This window comes from Nocardia sp. NPDC004068 (genome assembly GCF_042874315.1).
GTDB lineage: Bacteria > Actinomycetota > Actinomycetes > Mycobacteriales > Mycobacteriaceae > Nocardia.
In genome coordinates this window covers 159,036-176,734 of the sequence record NZ_JBIAMW010000013.1, presented here as the reverse complement: position 1 = coordinate 176,734, position 17,699 = coordinate 159,036, and the positions used below count along the sequence as shown (strand labels likewise).

The 17,699-nt window shown below is 70.9% G+C and carries 16 protein-coding genes; 3 read left to right on the top strand and 13 right to left on the bottom strand.

Annotated features, from left to right (window positions below):
- The first annotated feature begins 158 nt into the window (after window positions 1-158).
- Together ACFYTQ_RS29185 and ACFYTQ_RS29180 are read left to right on the top strand one after the other, a co-directional pair.
- Window positions 159-1,856 carry a hydrogenase maturation protein gene (locus ACFYTQ_RS29185; RefSeq protein ID WP_387367968.1) on the top strand — a complete coding sequence of 566 codons (1,698 nt, stop codon included), beginning with the start codon at window positions 159-161 and terminating at the stop codon, window positions 1,854-1,856.
- 18 nt (window positions 1,857-1,874) lie between these two features.
- On the top strand, window positions 1,875-2,717 hold the full coding sequence (locus ACFYTQ_RS29180; protein WP_387367965.1) for an MHYT domain-containing protein: 843 nt from the start codon (window positions 1,875-1,877) through the stop codon (window positions 2,715-2,717).
- Window positions 2,718-2,719: 2 nt separating this feature from the next.
- Here the strand turns inward: ACFYTQ_RS29180 and ACFYTQ_RS29175 are convergent, their stop codons facing one another.
- The 5 genes from ACFYTQ_RS29175 to ACFYTQ_RS29155 all read right to left on the bottom strand — a co-directional run bounded on the left by ACFYTQ_RS29175 (window position 2,720) and on the right by ACFYTQ_RS29155 (window position 6,244).
- The gene (locus ACFYTQ_RS29175; protein ID WP_387367962.1) at window positions 2,720-3,136 is read right to left on the bottom strand and encodes a low affinity iron permease family protein; all 417 of its coding nucleotides are present in this window, start codon (window positions 3,134-3,136) and stop codon (window positions 2,720-2,722) included.
- Between the two features lie 66 nt (window positions 3,137-3,202).
- The gene (locus ACFYTQ_RS29170) at window positions 3,203-3,502 is read right to left on the bottom strand and encodes a hypothetical protein (RefSeq protein ID WP_387367959.1); all 300 of its coding nucleotides are present in this window, start codon (window positions 3,500-3,502) and stop codon (window positions 3,203-3,205) included.
- Between the two features lie 172 nt (window positions 3,503-3,674).
- Window positions 3,675-4,376, bottom strand: coding sequence for a C40 family peptidase (locus ACFYTQ_RS29165; RefSeq protein WP_387368057.1), 702 nt, complete (start codon window positions 4,374-4,376; stop codon window positions 3,675-3,677).
- A 315-nt stretch (window positions 4,377-4,691) separates the two neighbouring features.
- Window positions 4,692-5,519, bottom strand: coding sequence for a hypothetical protein (locus ACFYTQ_RS29160; RefSeq protein WP_387367956.1), 828 nt, complete (start codon window positions 5,517-5,519; stop codon window positions 4,692-4,694).
- A complete protein-coding gene (locus ACFYTQ_RS29155) occupies window positions 5,519-6,244 on the bottom strand; it encodes a ParA family protein (RefSeq protein ID WP_387367953.1) in 726 nt (241 codons plus the stop codon). Before ACFYTQ_RS29155 ends, ACFYTQ_RS29160 begins: the two co-directional genes overlap by 1 nt.
- A gap of 290 nt (window positions 6,245-6,534) precedes the next feature.
- Between ACFYTQ_RS29155 and ACFYTQ_RS29150 the strand changes: the two genes are divergently transcribed.
- On the top strand, window positions 6,535-7,431 hold the full coding sequence (locus ACFYTQ_RS29150) for a DMT family transporter (protein ID WP_387367950.1): 897 nt from the start codon (window positions 6,535-6,537) through the stop codon (window positions 7,429-7,431).
- On the opposite strand, the gene ACFYTQ_RS29145 is transcribed toward ACFYTQ_RS29150, so the two are convergent.
- From ACFYTQ_RS29145 to ACFYTQ_RS29110, 8 genes are all read right to left on the bottom strand, one after another.
- Complete coding sequence (locus ACFYTQ_RS29145; protein ID WP_387367947.1) at window positions 7,432-8,853, bottom strand: amino acid permease; 1,422 nt, start codon at window positions 8,851-8,853, stop codon at window positions 7,432-7,434.
- A gap of 116 nt (window positions 8,854-8,969) precedes the next feature.
- Window positions 8,970-9,641, bottom strand: coding sequence for an FHA domain-containing protein (locus ACFYTQ_RS29140; RefSeq protein ID WP_387367944.1), 672 nt, complete (start codon window positions 9,639-9,641; stop codon window positions 8,970-8,972).
- Window positions 9,641-10,927, bottom strand: a complete 1,287-nt coding sequence (locus ACFYTQ_RS29135; RefSeq protein WP_387367941.1) for a VWA domain-containing protein — start codon at window positions 10,925-10,927, stop codon at window positions 9,641-9,643. The genes ACFYTQ_RS29140 and ACFYTQ_RS29135 overlap by 1 nt, the downstream gene beginning before the upstream one ends.
- Window positions 10,928-10,929: 2 nt before the next feature.
- Complete coding sequence (locus tag ACFYTQ_RS29130; protein WP_387367938.1) at window positions 10,930-11,931, bottom strand: zinc ribbon domain-containing protein; 1,002 nt, start codon at window positions 11,929-11,931, stop codon at window positions 10,930-10,932.
- The gene (locus tag ACFYTQ_RS29125; RefSeq protein ID WP_387367935.1) at window positions 11,928-14,114 is read right to left on the bottom strand and encodes a tetratricopeptide repeat protein; all 2,187 of its coding nucleotides are present in this window, start codon (window positions 14,112-14,114) and stop codon (window positions 11,928-11,930) included. Before ACFYTQ_RS29125 ends, ACFYTQ_RS29130 begins: the two co-directional genes overlap by 4 nt.
- Window positions 14,111-15,295: a hypothetical protein gene (locus ACFYTQ_RS29120; protein WP_387367932.1), complete on the bottom strand. Its 1,185-nt coding sequence runs from the start codon at window positions 15,293-15,295 to the stop codon at window positions 14,111-14,113. The genes ACFYTQ_RS29125 and ACFYTQ_RS29120 overlap by 4 nt, the downstream gene beginning before the upstream one ends.
- A gap of 7 nt (window positions 15,296-15,302) precedes the next feature.
- Window positions 15,303-16,241, bottom strand: coding sequence for a glutamate ABC transporter substrate-binding protein (locus ACFYTQ_RS29115; protein ID WP_387368054.1), 939 nt, complete (start codon window positions 16,239-16,241; stop codon window positions 15,303-15,305).
- 29 nt (window positions 16,242-16,270) lie between these two features.
- Window positions 16,271-17,533, bottom strand: coding sequence for a hypothetical protein (locus tag ACFYTQ_RS29110; protein ID WP_387367929.1), 1,263 nt, complete (start codon window positions 17,531-17,533; stop codon window positions 16,271-16,273).
- Window positions 17,534-17,699 lie beyond the last annotated feature (166 nt).

Sequence of the window (17,699 nt, the reverse complement as noted above, 5' to 3'; positions counted from 1 at the left end):
GGTGACCTAAATCACCTTGCCAAACTTACTGCTGTACAAGGCGATTTCCGACCTACGGTTGGCTATTGCAACCAACCCACCCGGATGCGTCGGGTGGAAAGGACGACTACGTTCCTTCACGGCCTAACACCCGGAACTCCCGAGAAGGAGGCACGGCCGTGCGGATCCTGCTGGTTGCCAGCGCTTTCAACAGTCTCACCCAGCGTGTGCACGCGGAGCTGCGGGAGCGGGGGCATCGCGTGGGAGTCGTGCTGGCGCTGGGCGAGGACACGATCCGGGCCAAGGTGGCGGAATTCGCCCCGGATCTCATTGTCGCGCCCATGCTGACCTCGGCGATTCCGGAGGACATCTGGTCCGCCCACACCGTGTTGATCGTGCATCCCGGCCCGAAGGGCGATCGCGGGCCGTCGTCGCTGGACTGGGCCGTCCACGAGGGCGCCGACGAGTGGGGCGTCACCGTGTTGCAGGCGGTCGCGGAGATGGACGCGGGACCGATCTGGGCCACCGAACCGTTCCCGGTCGCGGCGTGCGGAAAGAGCGAGCTCTACCGCACCGAGGTCGCCGACGCCGCGGTGCGCGCGGTGCTGACGGCCGTGAATCGTTACGCCACAGGCGCTTTCGTGCCGGAGCCGCTCGACTACGATCGGCCCGACGTGCGCGGCGTGCTGCGGCCCTACCACGCTCAGCAGTACCGGCGCATCGACTGGACCACAGACGACACCGCGACCGTGCTGCGCCGCCTGCGCGCCGCCGACTCGCAGCCCGGCGTGCTCGACGAGCTGTACGGCCGGGAGTTCTTCGTGCACGGCGGCCATCCCGAGGACCGCCTGCGCGGCGCGCCGGGCGCGGTGATCGCGACCCGCGACGGCGCGATCTGCCGCGCGACCGTCGACGGCGCGGTCTGGCTGCCCCAACTGCGCCCGCGCCGAATCCCCGGTGGCCCAACCACTTTCAAGATGCCCGCGACGACCGCGCTGGGAGCGGACCTGCCGCCCGGCATCCCCGAGGCGCCGGTGTCGCCCGCCGAGGCCGCCACCCGCGACACCTGGTCGGAGATCCGCTACCGCGAGGAGAACGAGGTCGGCTACCTCGAATTCGCCTTCACCAGCGGCGCGATGAGCACCGAGCAGTGCCGCCGCCTGCTCGCCGCCTACCGCGAGGCCGCCACCCGGCCGGTGAACGTGCTGGTCCTCGGCCCGGCCCGCGACTTCTTCTCCAACGGCATCCATCTCAACGTCATCGAGGCCGCGCCCGATCCGGCCGCGGAGTCCTGGGCCAATATCAACGCGATGGACGATCTGGTGGAGGCGATCCTCACCACCACCGATACGTTGGTCGTCGCCGCGCTCGCCGGGAACGCCGCGGCGGGCGGGGTGATGCTCGCGCTGGCCGCCGACGAGGTGTGGTGCCGGGCGTCGACCGTCCTCAATCCGCACTACCGGCTGATGGGCCTGTACGGGTCGGAGTACTGGACCTACACCCTGCCGCGCCGGGTGGGCGCGGCGACCGCCGAACGGCTCACCACCGAGGCGCTGCCGGTCGGCGCGCGTGCCGCCGTGAGCCTGGGACTGGTCGACCGCGCGCTGCCGGGCGACGCCGCCCACTTCTGGGACCAGGTCCGCCGCGATGCCGAAACCCTTTCGGCCGCACCGGAATTGGCGGACCGGCTGGTGCGCAAGAAGCGCCGCCGCGCGGCGGACGAGGCGGAGCGACCGCTATCCGATTACCGCGCAACGGAATTGGGCCACATGTGGCGCAACTTCCACGCCCCCGGCGAGCCCTATCACGCGCTGCGCCGCGATTTCGTGCACAAGGTGTGCCCTACCCGCACGCCCGACCATCTGATCGACGTCTGACCGAACGACGGAGAAGCTGTGCTGGAACTGGACCATTTCAACCACGGTTGGGTGACCCCGGCCCTGTCGTATCTCATGTCGGTGATCGGCTCGATCCTCGGTCTGCGCTGCGCCTTCCACGCTCGAGCCGGTGAACGGCCCGGCGGCTGGCTGATCGCCGCGGCCGTGGCGCTCGGCGGCGCGGGCATCTGGGTCATGCACTTCACCGCCATGCTCGGTTTCGCCATCAAGGGTGTGACCGTCCACTACGACATGCCGATCACGCTGGCGAGCGCGGCCATCGCGATCGTGGTGGTGTGGGTCGGGTTGTCGATCGTGGTGCGCGGCAGCCGGGAGATCATCGCGCTGCCGCTGGGCGGTGCGATCACCGGGCTGGGCGTGGCGTCGATGCACTATCTCGGCATGTACGCCATGCGGTGCGCGGCCGACATCCATTACGACCTCGGGCTGGTGGCGCTGTCGCTGGTGATCGCGGTGGTGGCGGCGACGGCCGCGCTGTGGTTCATGCTGCATCTGGACGGCTATCCCGCCACGCTCGGCGCGGCGCTGATCATGGGGCTCGCGGTGTGCGGAATGCATTACACCGGAATGGCTTCCATGCACGCCGAGCACGGCCGGCACGACGCGATGCCGGGCGGTTCGGATCCCATGCAGTTGCTCACGCCGCTGATCGTGACCGTCACCCTGGTGACCATGATGCTGATCGTGCTGGTCGGGCTGGCCGAGATCGATTCGGCCGAGCGTGCCGCCGAACGGCGTCGGCCCGTGGCCGATCCGGCGCTCGCCGCGAGCGGGCGGCAGTGGCCGCGCCAGGAGGTCGGCGCGCATCGGCCCCGGCCGCGGGCCGAGCCGCGGCGCTGAGTTCAGTCGGCGCTCTCCCGGTTCTCCAGGCCGACCGCCTCGAGCAGTTCGCGGCGGTCGTCGGCGAGTCCGCGATTGTCCTGCGCGGCGGCCGCCATCAGATTCGCCAGACCCTCGGCGATCGCGTTGAGCTTCTGCTGCACCGCGGCGTCGGATCGTTTCTGGGTGTTCTGCAACAGCGCCACCAACAGGAACGTGATGATCGTCGTCACCGTGTTGATGATCAACTGCCAGGTGTCGAAATCGGTCAGCGCGAGCGTGGGTAACCACAGCACGACGATGAGGACGCAGAGGCTGAAGAACCAGGGCTGGGAGACCCGTTCCCCGATGGTGGTCGCGAAGCGGTCGAACACCGAGGGCTTGCCACCGACATCCGAGGGCATGACCGCTGGTTTGTGTCCCGAGCCGTTGCCGGACATGACGAACTCCTGATCGTTGCGGGCGCGTTGCCGCAGTACCCGGGTGATCGGGAACGAAACTTCGCCTCAGCCGGGGAAACTCGCCCGGCGGAACCAGTCCTCGGCGGCGAGCTTGGCGTCCTCGACCGACCGCGCGGACGCCTCCCGGATCAGGCTGCCGTCCTGGCGGCCGATCCGCCACGCGCAGGTGGTTCTGGTCGTCGCCTTGATCCGGCCGCGGAATTCGCCGAAGTCCTTGCGCAACCACCACTCCCCCGGGCCGCCGGCCAATTCCCAGCCGTCTGCCGCGTGTTCCGGACGAATAGGTCCGAACGGTCCGTCACCGGAATTCGCCCGGTTGTCCTCGACCACCTGCTTCCCCTCCACTGCCCACCGCTCGTCCTCCCAGTATCGTCGACCGCCTTGCGCGGCAACAAGATTTCGTCGGAAGAATCCGCGTCACAGGGGCGACAGTACGGGTTCGGCGCGGTGTGCGGACAGTGGCAACGCCATTTGCAAGAACGACTCGAGCGGCATTCATCGCGGAACGGATGAGAATTCAGAATCGGCGCGCGCCCGTGACGGGCATTTCCGCCATGGGCGACATCACCACGCCGGTGCCGCTCGTCGCCGCGTGGACGACCATGCCGTCGCCCGCGTAGAGGGCCGAGTGCTGACCGCCGTAGAACGACACCAGATCGCCGGGCTGGAGTTCGTCCAAACCGACCGGGGTGCCGGAGTCGAGCTGCTCGTAGCTGGTGCGGGGCAGATCCACCCCGGCCTGTTCGTAGGACCACTGCACCAGACCCGAGCAGTCGAAGGAGTCGGGTCCGGCCGAGCCGTAGGAGTAGTTCGAGCCGAGTTTGGACTCGGCCGCCTCGACGGCGAGCTGGCCGGTCGACTTCTGCGGCTCCGCGGGCGGCGCGGCCTGCGGTGCGGGCACGGAAAAGCCTGGCAGCGAACGCAAGTCGAGGCCCGGCGCGAACGACCGCACGGCGGCCCAGACATCGGCGGCGGCGGATTCGACCGTGACCTCCGGAACCGGGGTCGCGGCGGCGATCTGGCCGGTGTCCGGAAGCACGGCCGGCGCGACGTCTTCCGGTATCGCCACGAGCGTGCCCGGCAGCGGTCCGGGGGTCGGGACCTCGCCCGGAATGTCGAGTACGCCGATACCCGGAATGTCGAGGGTCTGGGCCTGGGCCTGGCCGGAGGTCAGGACCAGCGCGCCGAGCGCGCCCAGCGCGACCACCGCCGCGCCCATCGTCCACCAGAGCAATCCCCGCAGATACCCGGAATATCGACCTTCGCTGATTCCTGCCATGATGCGGTCCTTTCGATCCCTTTCTTCGGAGGCCGGACGCTCTGCCCGGCTCCTTTGAACAGTTTCGAAAAACGACGCGATGTGCATTCGGTCCAGCGGATCCGAGGAGCAATCATTCGCCCACCGCAAATCAATTACCAACAGGAACACACCCGATAATGATAACAACGCGATAACCAATCGAAAACCCAATGATCACGAAGAAATGCCCCGCATTGGATTGTTTATCCGTTGCGGGGCATTTCCGGGGACGTATCAGGCGCTCAATTGCTGTTCGATACGCGCGGCCAGATCACGCAATTTCGCCGCGAATTCCCGGGCGGCGTCCGGATCCTCGCCGGAGCTCTTGACCACCCGGCGACCCAGGGCGACCAGGCGGGATTCGACCGAACTGAACAGATCCACCGGGCGATCGGCCGCGGCGGCTTGCGGCAGTTCGCCGCGCAGCCAGGACTGCAACCGCGCGACGGCCTGTTCGCGATCGAAGCGATCGGGCAGGACCGCGATCGCCTCCCGGATCCTCCCCGCGGTGACCTTGCTCTCCCCGGCGGCGAGGGTGGCGTAGAGCGTGACCGCCGCCTCCTCGCCGTGTTCGGCCGCGACCGGGAGCAACTCCCGGATCTGGCCCTCGTTGATGCCGGGGGCCATCGGATGCAGCCGGGCGGCGAGCGGCCACGCGCGAATCAGCTTGTGGGCGTAGGAGCGTTGCATGTCCCAGCGCTGTTCCACGTAGTCGTCGAAGGTGGCGTAGGCGTCGCGGTAGAGACGGCCGTCACGCACGATCTGCAACGCCCGACCGGCCGCCCAGAACGCCAGTCGCAGTGTGCCGATGGAGGTTTCGCAGTCCGAGAGCTGCGCCTGCTCGTGCTCGCTGAGCGGGCCGTCGCCCGGATCGGGCAGCGGCATGGTCAGCACGTTCGACGCCGGATCGGGCGCGGGCGGCACCACCGACAGCGCGGCGCCGGAGCGACGCCACTCCGCGTCGCGCAGCGGCGAGACCGGTGGGGTGTGCTCGGCGGTGTCGGCGAGCGGATTGGCCGCGGCGGCGCCGCCGATGACCGATTTCCTGCGTTGCGGAGGCATCAGGCGGGCACCCCCAGCGCGACGCGGTAGGGCGCGACGAGCTCGTCGCCGACCCGGCCGTATTCGCCCAGATCGTGCAGTGGATTCTCGGCCCCCTCGCCGACTTCCCCATCGGCGGCTTCCCGATACCACTTCCACGCGCTGAGATAGGACTCGAACACCTCGTACCCGGCGTCCTCCAGATGCGAACGCTGGGTGCGATATTCGGTGGAGACGTTGACGCCGTTCTTCATCGTGACCGGAACCTTCGTCATCAGCACTCGGACCCGGATCTCGCGATCCGCGTCGGCGGCCGCCTCCTCGGCGGCCCGGTATGTACTCGGCACTCGTTTCACCTCCGAGGGACTCACACTCGTCAACAACACGAGCTCGTCGGTCGAGGGAATGGCGGCCTTGAAGATATCCGCCGATTCACCTCCGGCATCCACGATCACCACGTCGTAGTTCCCGGAATTGTCGGCGATGCAATCGTCGACGTGCCGGGAGGGAAACGCGATGAGCGTGAAGGGCACCTCGATCTCGCCCTTGAGCAACCGGCGATACCAGGAGTAGCCGGTCTGACTCAGTGGGTCGGCGTCGATCACCAGCACCCGCAGGTTGTGCACCCGCGCGAAGTAACCGGCGAGGAAAAAGGCGGAAGTGGTCTTGCCGACGCCGCCCTTCAGATTTCCCAGGGTGATCACCAAGGGTGTGGGCAGATCGAGCGGTGCAACAGAATTCGCCATAGACGTCCTCCTGTGATGAGGAGAGCATTACTGTGCGTGGCCAGTCTTACACGGGTGTAAGTCGAACCCGTTTCATTTCCCGGCGTGTCCGATTGCGGCTGTGTCCAATTGGACACATTTGTTGAAAATGATGTTCATCAGGCCCGTGCTAGGCTCGCGCTCGTGCATCGAGTCCTCTCCGTCACCCCGCCCCCCGCCTCCTGAGCGGGGCGGCCCTCCAGCCGGGAGTCCGGTAACCGACTGCCCCGCGTCGTCGTTCGCTGTCCTTCGACGCAGGAGCACTCCTTTTCATGTCTGTCGACATCGTCGCGCCCGCGCGCGACCGTTCCGCGGTGGCCCTGGTGGCCGCCGGAATCCTCTGGGGCACCGGCGGTCTCGCCGGAACCCTGCTCGCCCGTTCGACGGGCCTGCACCCGCTGGGGGTGGCGGCCTATCGGCTGCTGCTGGGCGGGGCGCTGGCCGTGGTGGGGCTGGCGCTGTCGGGCGGGTTGCGCGGACTGCCGCGCACCCGGGCCGCCGCGCGCCGGATCCTGGTCACCGGGGCCTTGCTCGGGTTATTCCAGGGGGCGTATTTCGTTGCGGTGCGGGCCACCTCGGTGGGCCTGGCGACCATGACCACCATCGGCATGCTGCCGGTGTTCGTGGCGCTGGGCGCGGCCGTGCGCGATCGCCGCCGGCCCGATTCCGGCACCCTCGCCGCGATCGGTCTCGCCGTCACCGGGCTGGGCCTGCTCACGGGTTCGCGCCTCGACGCCGCGGCGGACTGGTCGCTGCTGCTCGGCGTCGGCGCGGCCCTCGCCGCCGCCCTCGGCTTCGCCTGCCTCACCCTGCTCACGACCACCCCCGTGCCGGGGCTGAATCCCTTGCGCACCACGGCGTTCGGGATGCTCATCGGTGGTCTGCTGCTGACGCCGCTGGCCCTGCCCTTCGGCATGACCCTTCCCCTGTCGCCCGGCACGCTGGCGACCGCCGCCTATCTCGGGAGTGTGCCCACGGCCCTCGCCTACACCCTCTACTTCCGCGGATTGCGCACGGCCCCAGCGGTTTTCGCCGCCGTGGCCGCGCTGCTGGAACCCCTCACCGCGACCCTGTTGTCGGTGACGCTGTTGCACGAGCGCCTCTCGCCGTGGGGCTGGGGCGGCGCGCTGCTGCTCGTCACCGCCCTGGCGCTCACCTCGCGCGAATAGTCAACGCACGCCCGAGGATTCGGATCCCCGAGCCAGCAGCGAGTGACGACGGCTGTAGGCGAAGTAGATGATCATGCCGATGACGAACCAGACGGCGAAGCGCAGCCAGGTGACGGGTTCGAGGTAGGTGATGAGCCAGACGGAGAACGCTATGCCGACGAGGGGGATGACCGGCATGAGCGGCGTGCGGAAGGTGCGCGGGAGGTCGGGCTGGCGGTAGCGCAGGACGATGACGGCCGCGCAGACGACCACGAAGGCCAGCAGGATGCCGATATTGGTCAGCTCGGCCACCTGGCCGATGGGCAGCAGGCCCGCGAGGACGGCCGAGGCGATGCCGACGATCCAGGTGATGCGGGTGGGCACCTTGCGAACCGGATCGGTCTTGGCGAACCACCGGGGCAGCAGGCCGTCGCGGCTCATGGAGTACCAGACGCGGGTGACGCCGAGCATGAAGGTGAACAGGACCGTCATGATGCCGACGATCGCGCCCGCCGCGATGAGGCTGCCCAGGCCGGACAGGCCGACGGATTCGAACGCCGAGGACAGGCCGCTCTTGGGATTGATCTCGGTGTAGTGCTGCATACCGGTGAGCACCAGGCAGACCAGCACGTACAGCACCATCGAGACGACGAGCGAGTAGATGATCGCCTTGGGCATGTGCCGCTTGGCGTCCACCGACTCCTCGGCCGCGGTGGACATCGCGTCGTAGCCGAACACCGCGAAGAACACCGTCGAGGCGCCCGTCACCGCGCCGCCGAAGCCGAACGGGAAGTACGGGTGGTAGTTGGCGCCCTTGATGTAGAAGGCCCCCACCACGATCACCACCAGCACGACCGCGATCTTGATGCCGACCACCGCCGTCTCGAACCGCGCCGCCGCCTTGATGCCCCGCGTCAGCAGGTACGCGATCAGCAGGCACAGCAGGGCCGCGAACAGATCCACCTTGTGCCCGGCGCCGGTGCCGGGCGCGCCCAGCATCCACACCGGCAGGTGAATGTCCAACTGCTCCAACAGGAACGAGATGTAGCCCGAGATCCCGATGGCCACCACCGCCACGATCGCGGTGTACTCCAGCAGCAGATCCCAGCCGATGAACCAGCCGACCGGCTCCCCGAGCACCGCGTACCCGTAGGTGTAGGCCGATCCGGCCTTCGGGATCAGTCCGGCGAACTCCGCGTACGACAGCGCGGCCGCGGCGCTGGCCACCCCGGCGATGAGGAACGAGATCAGCACGGCCGGACCGGCCTTCTCGTGCGCGACCGCGCCGGCGAGCGCGAAGATCCCCGCGCCGATGATGCCGCCGACCCCGATCGCGGTCAGCTGCCACAGGCCCAGGGCCCGTTGCAGCCCGCTGGACTCGTCGTCGATCTGCTCGATGGGCTTGCGCCGGAAGAGGTCCCGCATGACTGGACTGCCTGGCATAACGTCGCTCCTTGCACTACCTGGTCCGGGGCAGTGTAGATGTGAGCGGTAACATCCCGTTTGTCTTTTCGGACGAATGCCCTCGTCGGATTTCGTCCGCTGGGACGAGACGTCGGTCAGTCCGATGTGTTCCCGCTCGTCCCCGCGGCGGCGGGGCCGCGGGTCACGGTGATCGTGGTCCAGCCGCCGACGTGGATGCGCGCGCCGTCGGCGAGCGGCACCGGGGTGTCGGCCGGGATGAGGTCGTCGCTGCCGTCGAGGGAGGTGCCGTTGGTGGAGCCGAGGTCGGTGATCGTGATCGCGTCGCCGTCGATCCGCAGCCGGGCGTGCGCGCGGGAGACGCCGATGTCGATCGGCGCGATGCCGAGGTCGATGTCCGGGTGCACGCCCTGCGAGACGCTGCGCTTGCCGATCAGGAAATCGTTGCCGCGCAGGGCGATCCGGCGCGGCGGGTAGTAGGACGGGAACTGCACCTGGTCGGCGTCGGGCCCCTTGCGCGCCTGTACGCGTTCGTAGAATTCGCGGTCCGCGGTCACGGTGGCGGTCCAGATCTCCTGCGCCGCAACCTCTTCCGCGGGAGCGACCACGACGGTCTCGGCCGCGCGCGAGAGCGGGGGCAGGGCCGAATCGTGGCCGCACGCCTCGCAGAACCGGCCCGCGATGGGCGCCCCGCACACCGCGCACTCGGCCGTCGCCTCCACGGCGGTGGGGTTCGCCCCGAGCGCCGTCCCGCAGACGTCGCAGTAGTCCGTCGCCGTGGACGGATGCCCCTCGGGACAGGTGACCATCACTGCTCCTTCCGCACCCGCGCGGTCCTGGTCGAGCGGGCGTCGAGCGCGGCCTCGTCGAAGGCGTCCACGGTGCGGCGCAACCGCACCGTACCGGTGCGCTCGTCGACCTCGACCACCGTGCGCAACAGCTTCGCGGTGTCCTCGTTCCCGGATTCGGCGGCGAGTTCCACCGCGCGCTGCAACCGCGCGGTCGCGGTGATCGGATCGCCCTCCTTGCGCGCCGAGAGCCCCTCCTGCACGGCCTGGGCGAGTTCGGCTTGGCCGGTGTAGTGGGCGACGCGGCGGCTGATGCGCGCCGACAGCTCGGTCTCGGTGGTCCACACCGCCTTCACCAGGCCCTGGCCCACCACCTCCGCGCCCACGGCGACGCTGATCCGGGCGGCGAGCTTCTCCCGTCCGGGCGCGGCGGGTTCCAGCCGGACCTGCACGTGGTAGTCGCGCTCCTCCGCGCCCCACGAGCCGAGCGGGTACTCGCCCACCTGCGGTCCGGTGTCGACGCGGCGGCCGGTGAGGTCCTCGATGGTGGGCGCCACCTGTTTGACGAACCGCACCGTCGCCCCGGCCGGGGTCCACACCCGCAGCGTGAGATCGGGGATGGTCTTGGCCAGGGCGGACCGCATCATGGCCTGGAAGTCCCCGGCCAGCTCCGCGCCCTCCCGCACCACGTCCACCGACCCGTGCAGGGCCGAGGCGATCGAACGCAGTTCGGCGACAACGTAATCCGAGCCGACGCCGCGGCAGTCGCAGGTGAACGCCCCCAGCGACCGCTCGATCTCGGTGGCGAGCTGTTCGGGCGTCTCGTGCTCGTTCTTGCCGTCGGTGAGCAGGATGGCGTGTGCCATCGCGGCCGGATGCTGTGCGGCGATCTGCCGGGCCAGACCCAGCCAGGTGCCCATCGCCGTGCCGCCGTAGGGACGCAACGCGTCCAGCGCATGCCGTGCGGCCGTGCGGGATTCGGCGCTCGCGCGCTGGAGCGGGCCGCGCGCCGGATACACCACCCGAGCCTCCGAGGTGCCCTGCACGATGGCGAACAGAGTGCCGTCGGGCAGTTCGTCGAGGGCGGCGGCGGTGGCGCGGCGCGCGCCCGGAAACCGATCGCCCGCCGCCATCGAGCCGGAACAGTCGATGATGATGATCTCGAGCCGTTCCGGCGGCGGCGCGGCGACCGCGAAATCCGTTCCGGCCGTGACGGTCACGATCGCGTCGACCGTGTCGGCGCCCTCCGCCAGATACTGGTTCTGATCGACGGCGACCGAAACGCCCTGTCCCTCTTGCGAACCCACGTTCACTCCCCCGGCTGTCCCACCGGCGCGACGGCGACGGTGATGTTGTCCCCGCCACCGCAGTGCATGGCGTAGTCCACGAGATTGCGCGCGGCGACGGCGGGCGGCGCGGTGGTCGCGATCCCGGCCAGATCTCCGGCGTCGGGCAGGTAGTTCCACATGCCGTCGCTGCACAGCAACAGCACGCCCGGTCCGCGCACGCGCAGCGACCGCACCGCGGTCTCGGCCGCGGAGTGCTGGGAGTCCGCGCCGAGCCAGCGGACCAGGGCGTGTGCGCGCGGATCGCGCATGGCCGCGGTCTCGTCCATCGCGCCGGAGTCCACGAGCGCCTGCGCCCAGGAGTCGTCGACGGTCAGCCGCCGCGAGGGCGGGTCGGCGCTCGCGCCGCCCGCGCGCAACCAATAGGCCCGGCTGTCACCGACATTCGCGACGGTGATCTCGAATTCCCCATTGGCGCAACCGCGCAGCACCGCGGTCACGTAGGTGCACGACGGATTGTGCCCGGCGGCCACCGAGACCTCGCGCACGGCCTGGAACGCCGCCTCCAGCCCGGCCATCACCGCGTCGGTGGCGGCGCGGTCGGCGGCCAGCGCGGTCAGGCAGGCATCCACCCCGGCGCGGGCCGCCGCACCGGAGGCGGCCTGCGGATCCTCGGAGGTCGACACCCCGTCGCAGACCGTGATGATCACGGTGTCCGCACCGAGCACGGCCGCCGCGACCGCGTCCTCGTTGCGCGCGTGCGCCTTTCCGCGATCGGTGACCAGCTGGACCATGCCCAGATCCGCGCTGGCCCGATCGGGCGGACGGCGCAACTCGCCGCAGGACGCGCAATAGCCGTCGCCGTCGAACGTCGCCGCGCCGCAGGACGCGCACGCCGCGGCCGTCGCCGGATCCAGTTCCGGCAGGGCCGCGCGGCGGACGCCGAGCTCGCCGCCGCACTGCTCGCAGAACCGGTCGCCGGAGCCGACGGCCGCACCGCACTCCGGGCAGTTCGCCGCGCTCACAGTGTCGTCCTCGCGCGGACCGCGTTGGCGCGGTCCACCAGCTCGAATCGAGCCCACATGTCCTCCGTCTCCCGGGCCAACTCCCGGTAACACCGCTCCATCCCGGCCCGCACCCCCGCCTCGTCGAAGGCCCGTCCCAGTAACGGGCCCTCCTTCGCGGGACCGCGTCCCGCCGCCAACCACGCCAACGCCGCCTCCAATACCCGCAGCCGCACCTGGGCCGCACGCCGTTTCGACTCGATGCCGAGCCGTTCGATCCGCTCGCCGCATTCGCGCAGCACCCCGTCGTCGACCGGGCCGCCGTCGTCGAGCAGCGCCTCCACCGCGGCGATGCCCGCCTCGGTGTACAGCGCCGAGGACGGCTGCACCTGATCGAGGACCGTCACCGCGCCCGCGCGGTCACCGTCCGCGCGGCGCAGCCGGGCCAGCCCGAACGCGGCGCTGACATAGGCGCGGTCGGTCCGCCACACGGTCGCGTAGCAGTCCGCGGCGCGCGCCCGGTCGCGGTCGGGGTCGGCGCCGTCGCGCGCCGCCAGCTCGGCCGCGACGGCCAGCGCCAGTTTGGGCGCGGCCTCGCCCGGGAGGGTGGCGTACACCGACTCGAAATCGGTTGCGGCGGAGGCGAATTCACCCGCGATCAGGTGCGCCTGCCCGCCGTACCAGGCCAGCCGCCAGTCCTCGCCCAGGGTGGGCGCGAGGGCGTCGAGCCGGGTCCGCGCGTCGGCCGCGTCGCCCGCCTCCAGCGCCGCGCGCACCAGGCGCAGCGGGATCTCCACCGATTCCGCCGATCCGGTCACCACCGACCGCAGCCCGGCCGCGAGCGCCGGTTCCAGTTCCCGGACCGTCGTGCCGCCCGTGGTGGCCAGCAGCGCCGCCCCGCTGTCGGCGGGGTCGACCAGCGGCACGGGCAGGGCGGCCACGATCGCGCGCGCGTCGCCGAGTCCCTCGGGGCGCGCGCCGAACACCGCGCGCGGCGGGCCGAAGTTCACCGACAGGCCGGGGCGCGGGGTGTCGTCCTCGGCCGCGAGCACCTCGCGCAGCACTCCGGTGAGCTGGTCGGCGGTCTCCTCCATCGAGGTGAACCGCGCCCGCGGGTCGGAATCGGTGGCGCGCAACAGGAATCGGTACAGCGAATCGTGCCGGGCCAGCACCGGTTCGGCGGCGGGCCCGGGCAGCTCCGCGAAATGTCCGTCGCGCTGCGGCACGGTGAGCATCAGTACCGCCAGGGTACGACCCACGGTGTAGACCTCGCTGGCGATCGTGGGACCGGTGTCGGCGATCTCGGGAGCCTGATATCCGGCGGTGCCGTAGATCGCGCTGTGCTCGTCGTCCATCGCCATGACCGCGCCCAGATCGATCAGCTCGAGCCGCTCGTCGGTCTGCATGACATTGTCCGGTTTGAAGTCGCAGTAGGCGAGGCCCAGCGAATGCAGATAACCCAGCGCCGGAAGCATTTCCAGCACGTACGCGATGGCCTGCGCGGGCGGCAGCGGGGCGCCCTCGGTCTCGCGGTGGCGGCGCAGCACCTGTTTGAGGGAGACGCCGCCGACGTACTCCATGACGATGTAGTCGGTGCCCTCGTGCGCGACGAAGTTGAAGATCTTGACGATATTGGGGTGTTCGACCTGGGCCAGGAACCGCCGTTCGGCCGCGGCCGCCGCGGCGGCCTCGTGGTCGCCCGCGTTCAACAGCCCCTTGAGCACCACCCATCGGTCGTCGACCTTGGTGTCGGTGGCCAGATAGATCCAGCCCAGCCCACCGTGCGCGATCGGGCCCGCCACCCGGTACTGACCGCCGACGAGATCGCCCGCGCTCAGCGTGGGCGAGAAGGAGAATCGGGTGCCGCAGTGCGGGCAGAAGCCCTCGGTGCGGCCCGGCGTGCCCGCGCGGGCGCGGCCGACGGGCCGTTCGCAGGTGGCGCAGAACCGCTTGCTCTCCGGCACCACGGGATCGACGAGCACCGCGCCGGCCGGGTCCGTGCGCGGCACCCGCGGCACCTCGACCATGCCCGCGCCGAGCCGCCCGCGCCGCGACCGCGCCGAGGTGGATCGGGTGCGCGCCGATCGGGTCGTGGCCGAAGACGTGGTTTCCGTTGTGGCGGTGGGGGTTTCGGGCGCGATGCCGCAGGTGTCGCAGTAGCCGTCGACAATCGTTCCGGCGCAGCCCGGTTCGCCGCAGTTCATGCCCGCCGCCCCGCCTTCTCCGCGATGATCTGCTGATAGTCGGCCACCGCGCGGGTCACCGCGGCCAGATCGCACGGCAGGCGCGACAGCAGGCCGGTGGCGATGCGGTTGGACGACAGCACATCCTGATCTTCGCTCACCCCCAGTCGGGCGGCCTTCGCCTGGTAGGCCACGAGCCGTCCGCGCAGTTCGGCGCGGCGGTCCAGCAGCCCGCGGGCCAGCTGTTCGTCGGTGGCGGCGGTGTCCAGCGCGGCGGCGACGCGCAACCGGAACTCCAGCAGCGCCCGCGCGGCGGTCAGGGCCGATTCGCCGTCCGGGCGCGGCAGCGCGTCCAGTTCGGCGGCGAGCGCGGCGCTGGGATCGCCGTGCGCGGGCAACGGCGCGGTGATGATCTTCCGTTCCACCTCCGCGCGCACGGTCGCGGCCCGTTCGTGCACCGCGCGCAGATCGGCGAGCCGGGCCCGGGTCTCGGCGAGGCTCGCGTCCCAGTCGGCGGTCATGGCCCGCAACCGGACCAGGGCGTCGGACTCCCGCCGCAGCCGGTCGGCGAGTTCGCTTGTGCGCGAGTCGATCTCGGGCACGGTCAGGGCGAGCGGATCGGTGGCCGAGCGCGCGACGAGGTCGGTCACGGCGGCGGCGATCGCGCGCAGTTCCGGGGACGCGCCGCCCAGCCGGTCGAGCTGGGCCTGCACCGGCGCGAGACCGGACAGCACCCGGGAGTTGACCGCGTCGACCGCGTCGAGCAGTTCGGCGATGACGGGAAACGAGGTGCGCATCCGGTGCAGCGTGTCGGCGATCCCCACGAACAGCACCTTCTCGCTCGGTCCGGTGAGCGAGCGTTCGGCCATCGGGATCGGCACCCGGGACAGTTCGTGCGGGCGGTCGCGCAACAGCCGGGTGAGTTCCACGCGCTCGGCGTCGGTGGGGGTGGTGTGCCGGGCGCGCAGCACGCGGGCCTGCTCCAGGATGGTCTGCAATCGCCCGAAGTCCTCCCACATCAGATCGAGCAGCCGCCGCACCGGCCGCCAGCGTTCGGCGGTCACGCCGGTGGGCGGGTAGCCGCGCAGCAGCGTCAGGCCCGGATGCTTGTCCAGCTCGAGCAGGGTGGCGGTGATCGCGTCGAGTTCCCGTCCGCGGGCGGCCAATTCGGTGTCGATCTCGGCGACGGTGAGCACGGTCATCGGCGGCTCAATCGCTGTAGCGCGGGGGCGGGGGCCCGGAGCCGGGACCGAGCGCGGTCAGATGGGCGGCGTAGAGGCGTTGCCAGGTGCCGTCGGCGCGGATGCGTTCGAGCACGCCGTTGACGAACCGCACCAGCTCCGGTTCGCCCTTGGGGATGCCGATCGCGTACGACTCGAAGCCGAGCGGATCGCCGACCACGCGCAGGTTGTGGTCCTGCTGGGCCAGTCCGGTCAGGATCGGTTCGTCGGAGCTGACCGCGTCGACCTGACCCTGTTGCAGTTGCACCAGGCAGTCGGTCCAGTTGTCGACCGCGCGCACGGTGGGCCGATCGGGCAGCGCGAACAGCGGCCGGGCCGAGGTGGAGCCGAACGTCACGCACACTCGCTTGCCGCGCAGGTCGGCCGCGCCGTTCACCCCCGAACCCGCGGGGGCCAGAATGCGTTGCGCCGCACGGTAGTACACGGCCGAGAAGTCGATGTCGCGGCGGCGGTCACAGGTGGTGGAGAAGGTGCGCACGACCAGATCCACCTGATGCCGCTGCAACGCGGGGATCCGCTCGGCCGTCGAGACCGAGCGCAGCTCGACCAGATTCGGATCGCCGAGCAGATCGCGGGCGATCTCGCGGGCCAGATCGATGTCGAAGCCCCGCAGCTGTCCGGTCCCGGGATCGCGGAAGCCGAACAGATAGGTGTTCTGATCCACGCCGACGGTGACCCGGCCCTTGGCGACGATCCGCGCCAGCGCCGAATCCGGCAGCGGCGTACCGGGTTTCGGCTGCGGGCCGGGGCGCAGGCTGGCCTCGGCGTCACAGCCGCCCTCGGCCGCGGGCGCGGTGGTCAGCTCCGCGGCGGCGGGCGGTTCGGGCGCCACCGCCGCGACCGGGGGCCGGACCGGGACGGCCGGATCGGCGCCGCAGCCCGCCGTCGTCGCGGCGATCGCGATCATCGCCGCCGCCCACGCCACCCGCCCGCCGATCACAGGAACTCCTTCAGCCGCGGCCAGAGCCCGGCGGCGATGCCGGTGGCCGCGAACACCATCAACACCAGTGTGCCCGGTGCCGCGCCGAACCAGGCGGTCCCGGCCCCGCCGATCTGCCGCCGCAGCTCCGCGCGGGTCGCGGCCAGGCCGTCGCGCAGGCTGGTGTCCAGGTCGGTGAACCGCCGGGCCGAGGAGTCGGGGCCGTCGCCGATCGCCTGGTTCAGCGCGGCCGGATAGTCGGCGGAGTTGTAGCGATCCAGCTGCGCGCGATGCCCGGCCAGCCACTGCGAGAGTTGCCGGCGCGCGGGCGAATCCGCGGTCGTCGCGCGGTCCAGTGTCGCGCTCAGGCGGTCGGTATCGGCGGTGAAGGCCTGTTCGCTCTCGGTGGGGTCGCCGCGGGTGATCAGCTCCAGCGTCTCGTCCGTGCGCGCGCGTTGCGCGAGAATCCTTGCCTGCGAGAGGTTCTCACCGCGCGCGGTGGGCCCGTGCGGCGCGCCGTCGACGGCGTTGCCCGCGACGACGGTGGCCACCACGAACCACAGCAGCGCCAGGATCGCCGCGCCCGCCGCGGCGACCAGGCCGAGATTCACGCGACGATTGGTGCGGCGCAGCAGGACTCGCGAGACCGCGACCGCGCCGCCGATCACCAGCACCAACAGGATCAGCGCGAACCAGGGCGGCCCGGTGACCGCTCGCTGATCGGCGCGCACCGCGGCCAACCGCTGTTCGGTCAGCCGAGCGGCGTTCGGCAGCAACGACTTCTGCATCAGGCCCGACGCCTCGCGCAGATAGGCCGCGCCGACCGGGAGGCCCTGCCGGTTGTTCGCCCGCGCGGTCTCCACCAGACCCGTGTAGGCGGGCAGGTCCGCGGCGACACGGGCGACGATCTGCCGGGTCGGTTCGTCGGCGGCGCCCGCGGCGGCGGTGGCCAGCGCGTCGGCGGCGTCGGCGAGCGCCTGCTGGTATTGCGCACGCACACTCGGGGATTCGATGCCGCCGGACAGGAAGGCGGTGGCCGCGGCGGCGTCGGCGCTCGACAGCGCCACGTACAGCCGCTGCGCGGCGTCGGCGAGGGGTTCGGTGTGTTGCAGGGCCGCGTCGCGGCGGGCCGTGCGCGCGCTCGCCTCCTGCGCGCAGACCAGGCCGGTGAGCAGGCACGCCAGCACGCCGCCGATCACGACGGCGACGAGGACGCCGGGTGTGGTCGCGGCGAAGCGACGCACCCAGCGCAGCCATTGCCCCGGTGCCCGGAACTCCACGCGCCCCCCTCTGTCTGCCTCCGATCGCGATCGTACGGGAGCACGCGCCGGTTCGCCCGCGTTGCCCGCGAGTCCGTTCGCGGCCGATTCGCCTCCCTCCCGGGCGATCTCGGCGTAGAGTTGCCAGCTGTCTTCCGAGTCCAGAACCGCGGCTCCCCCTCCCACC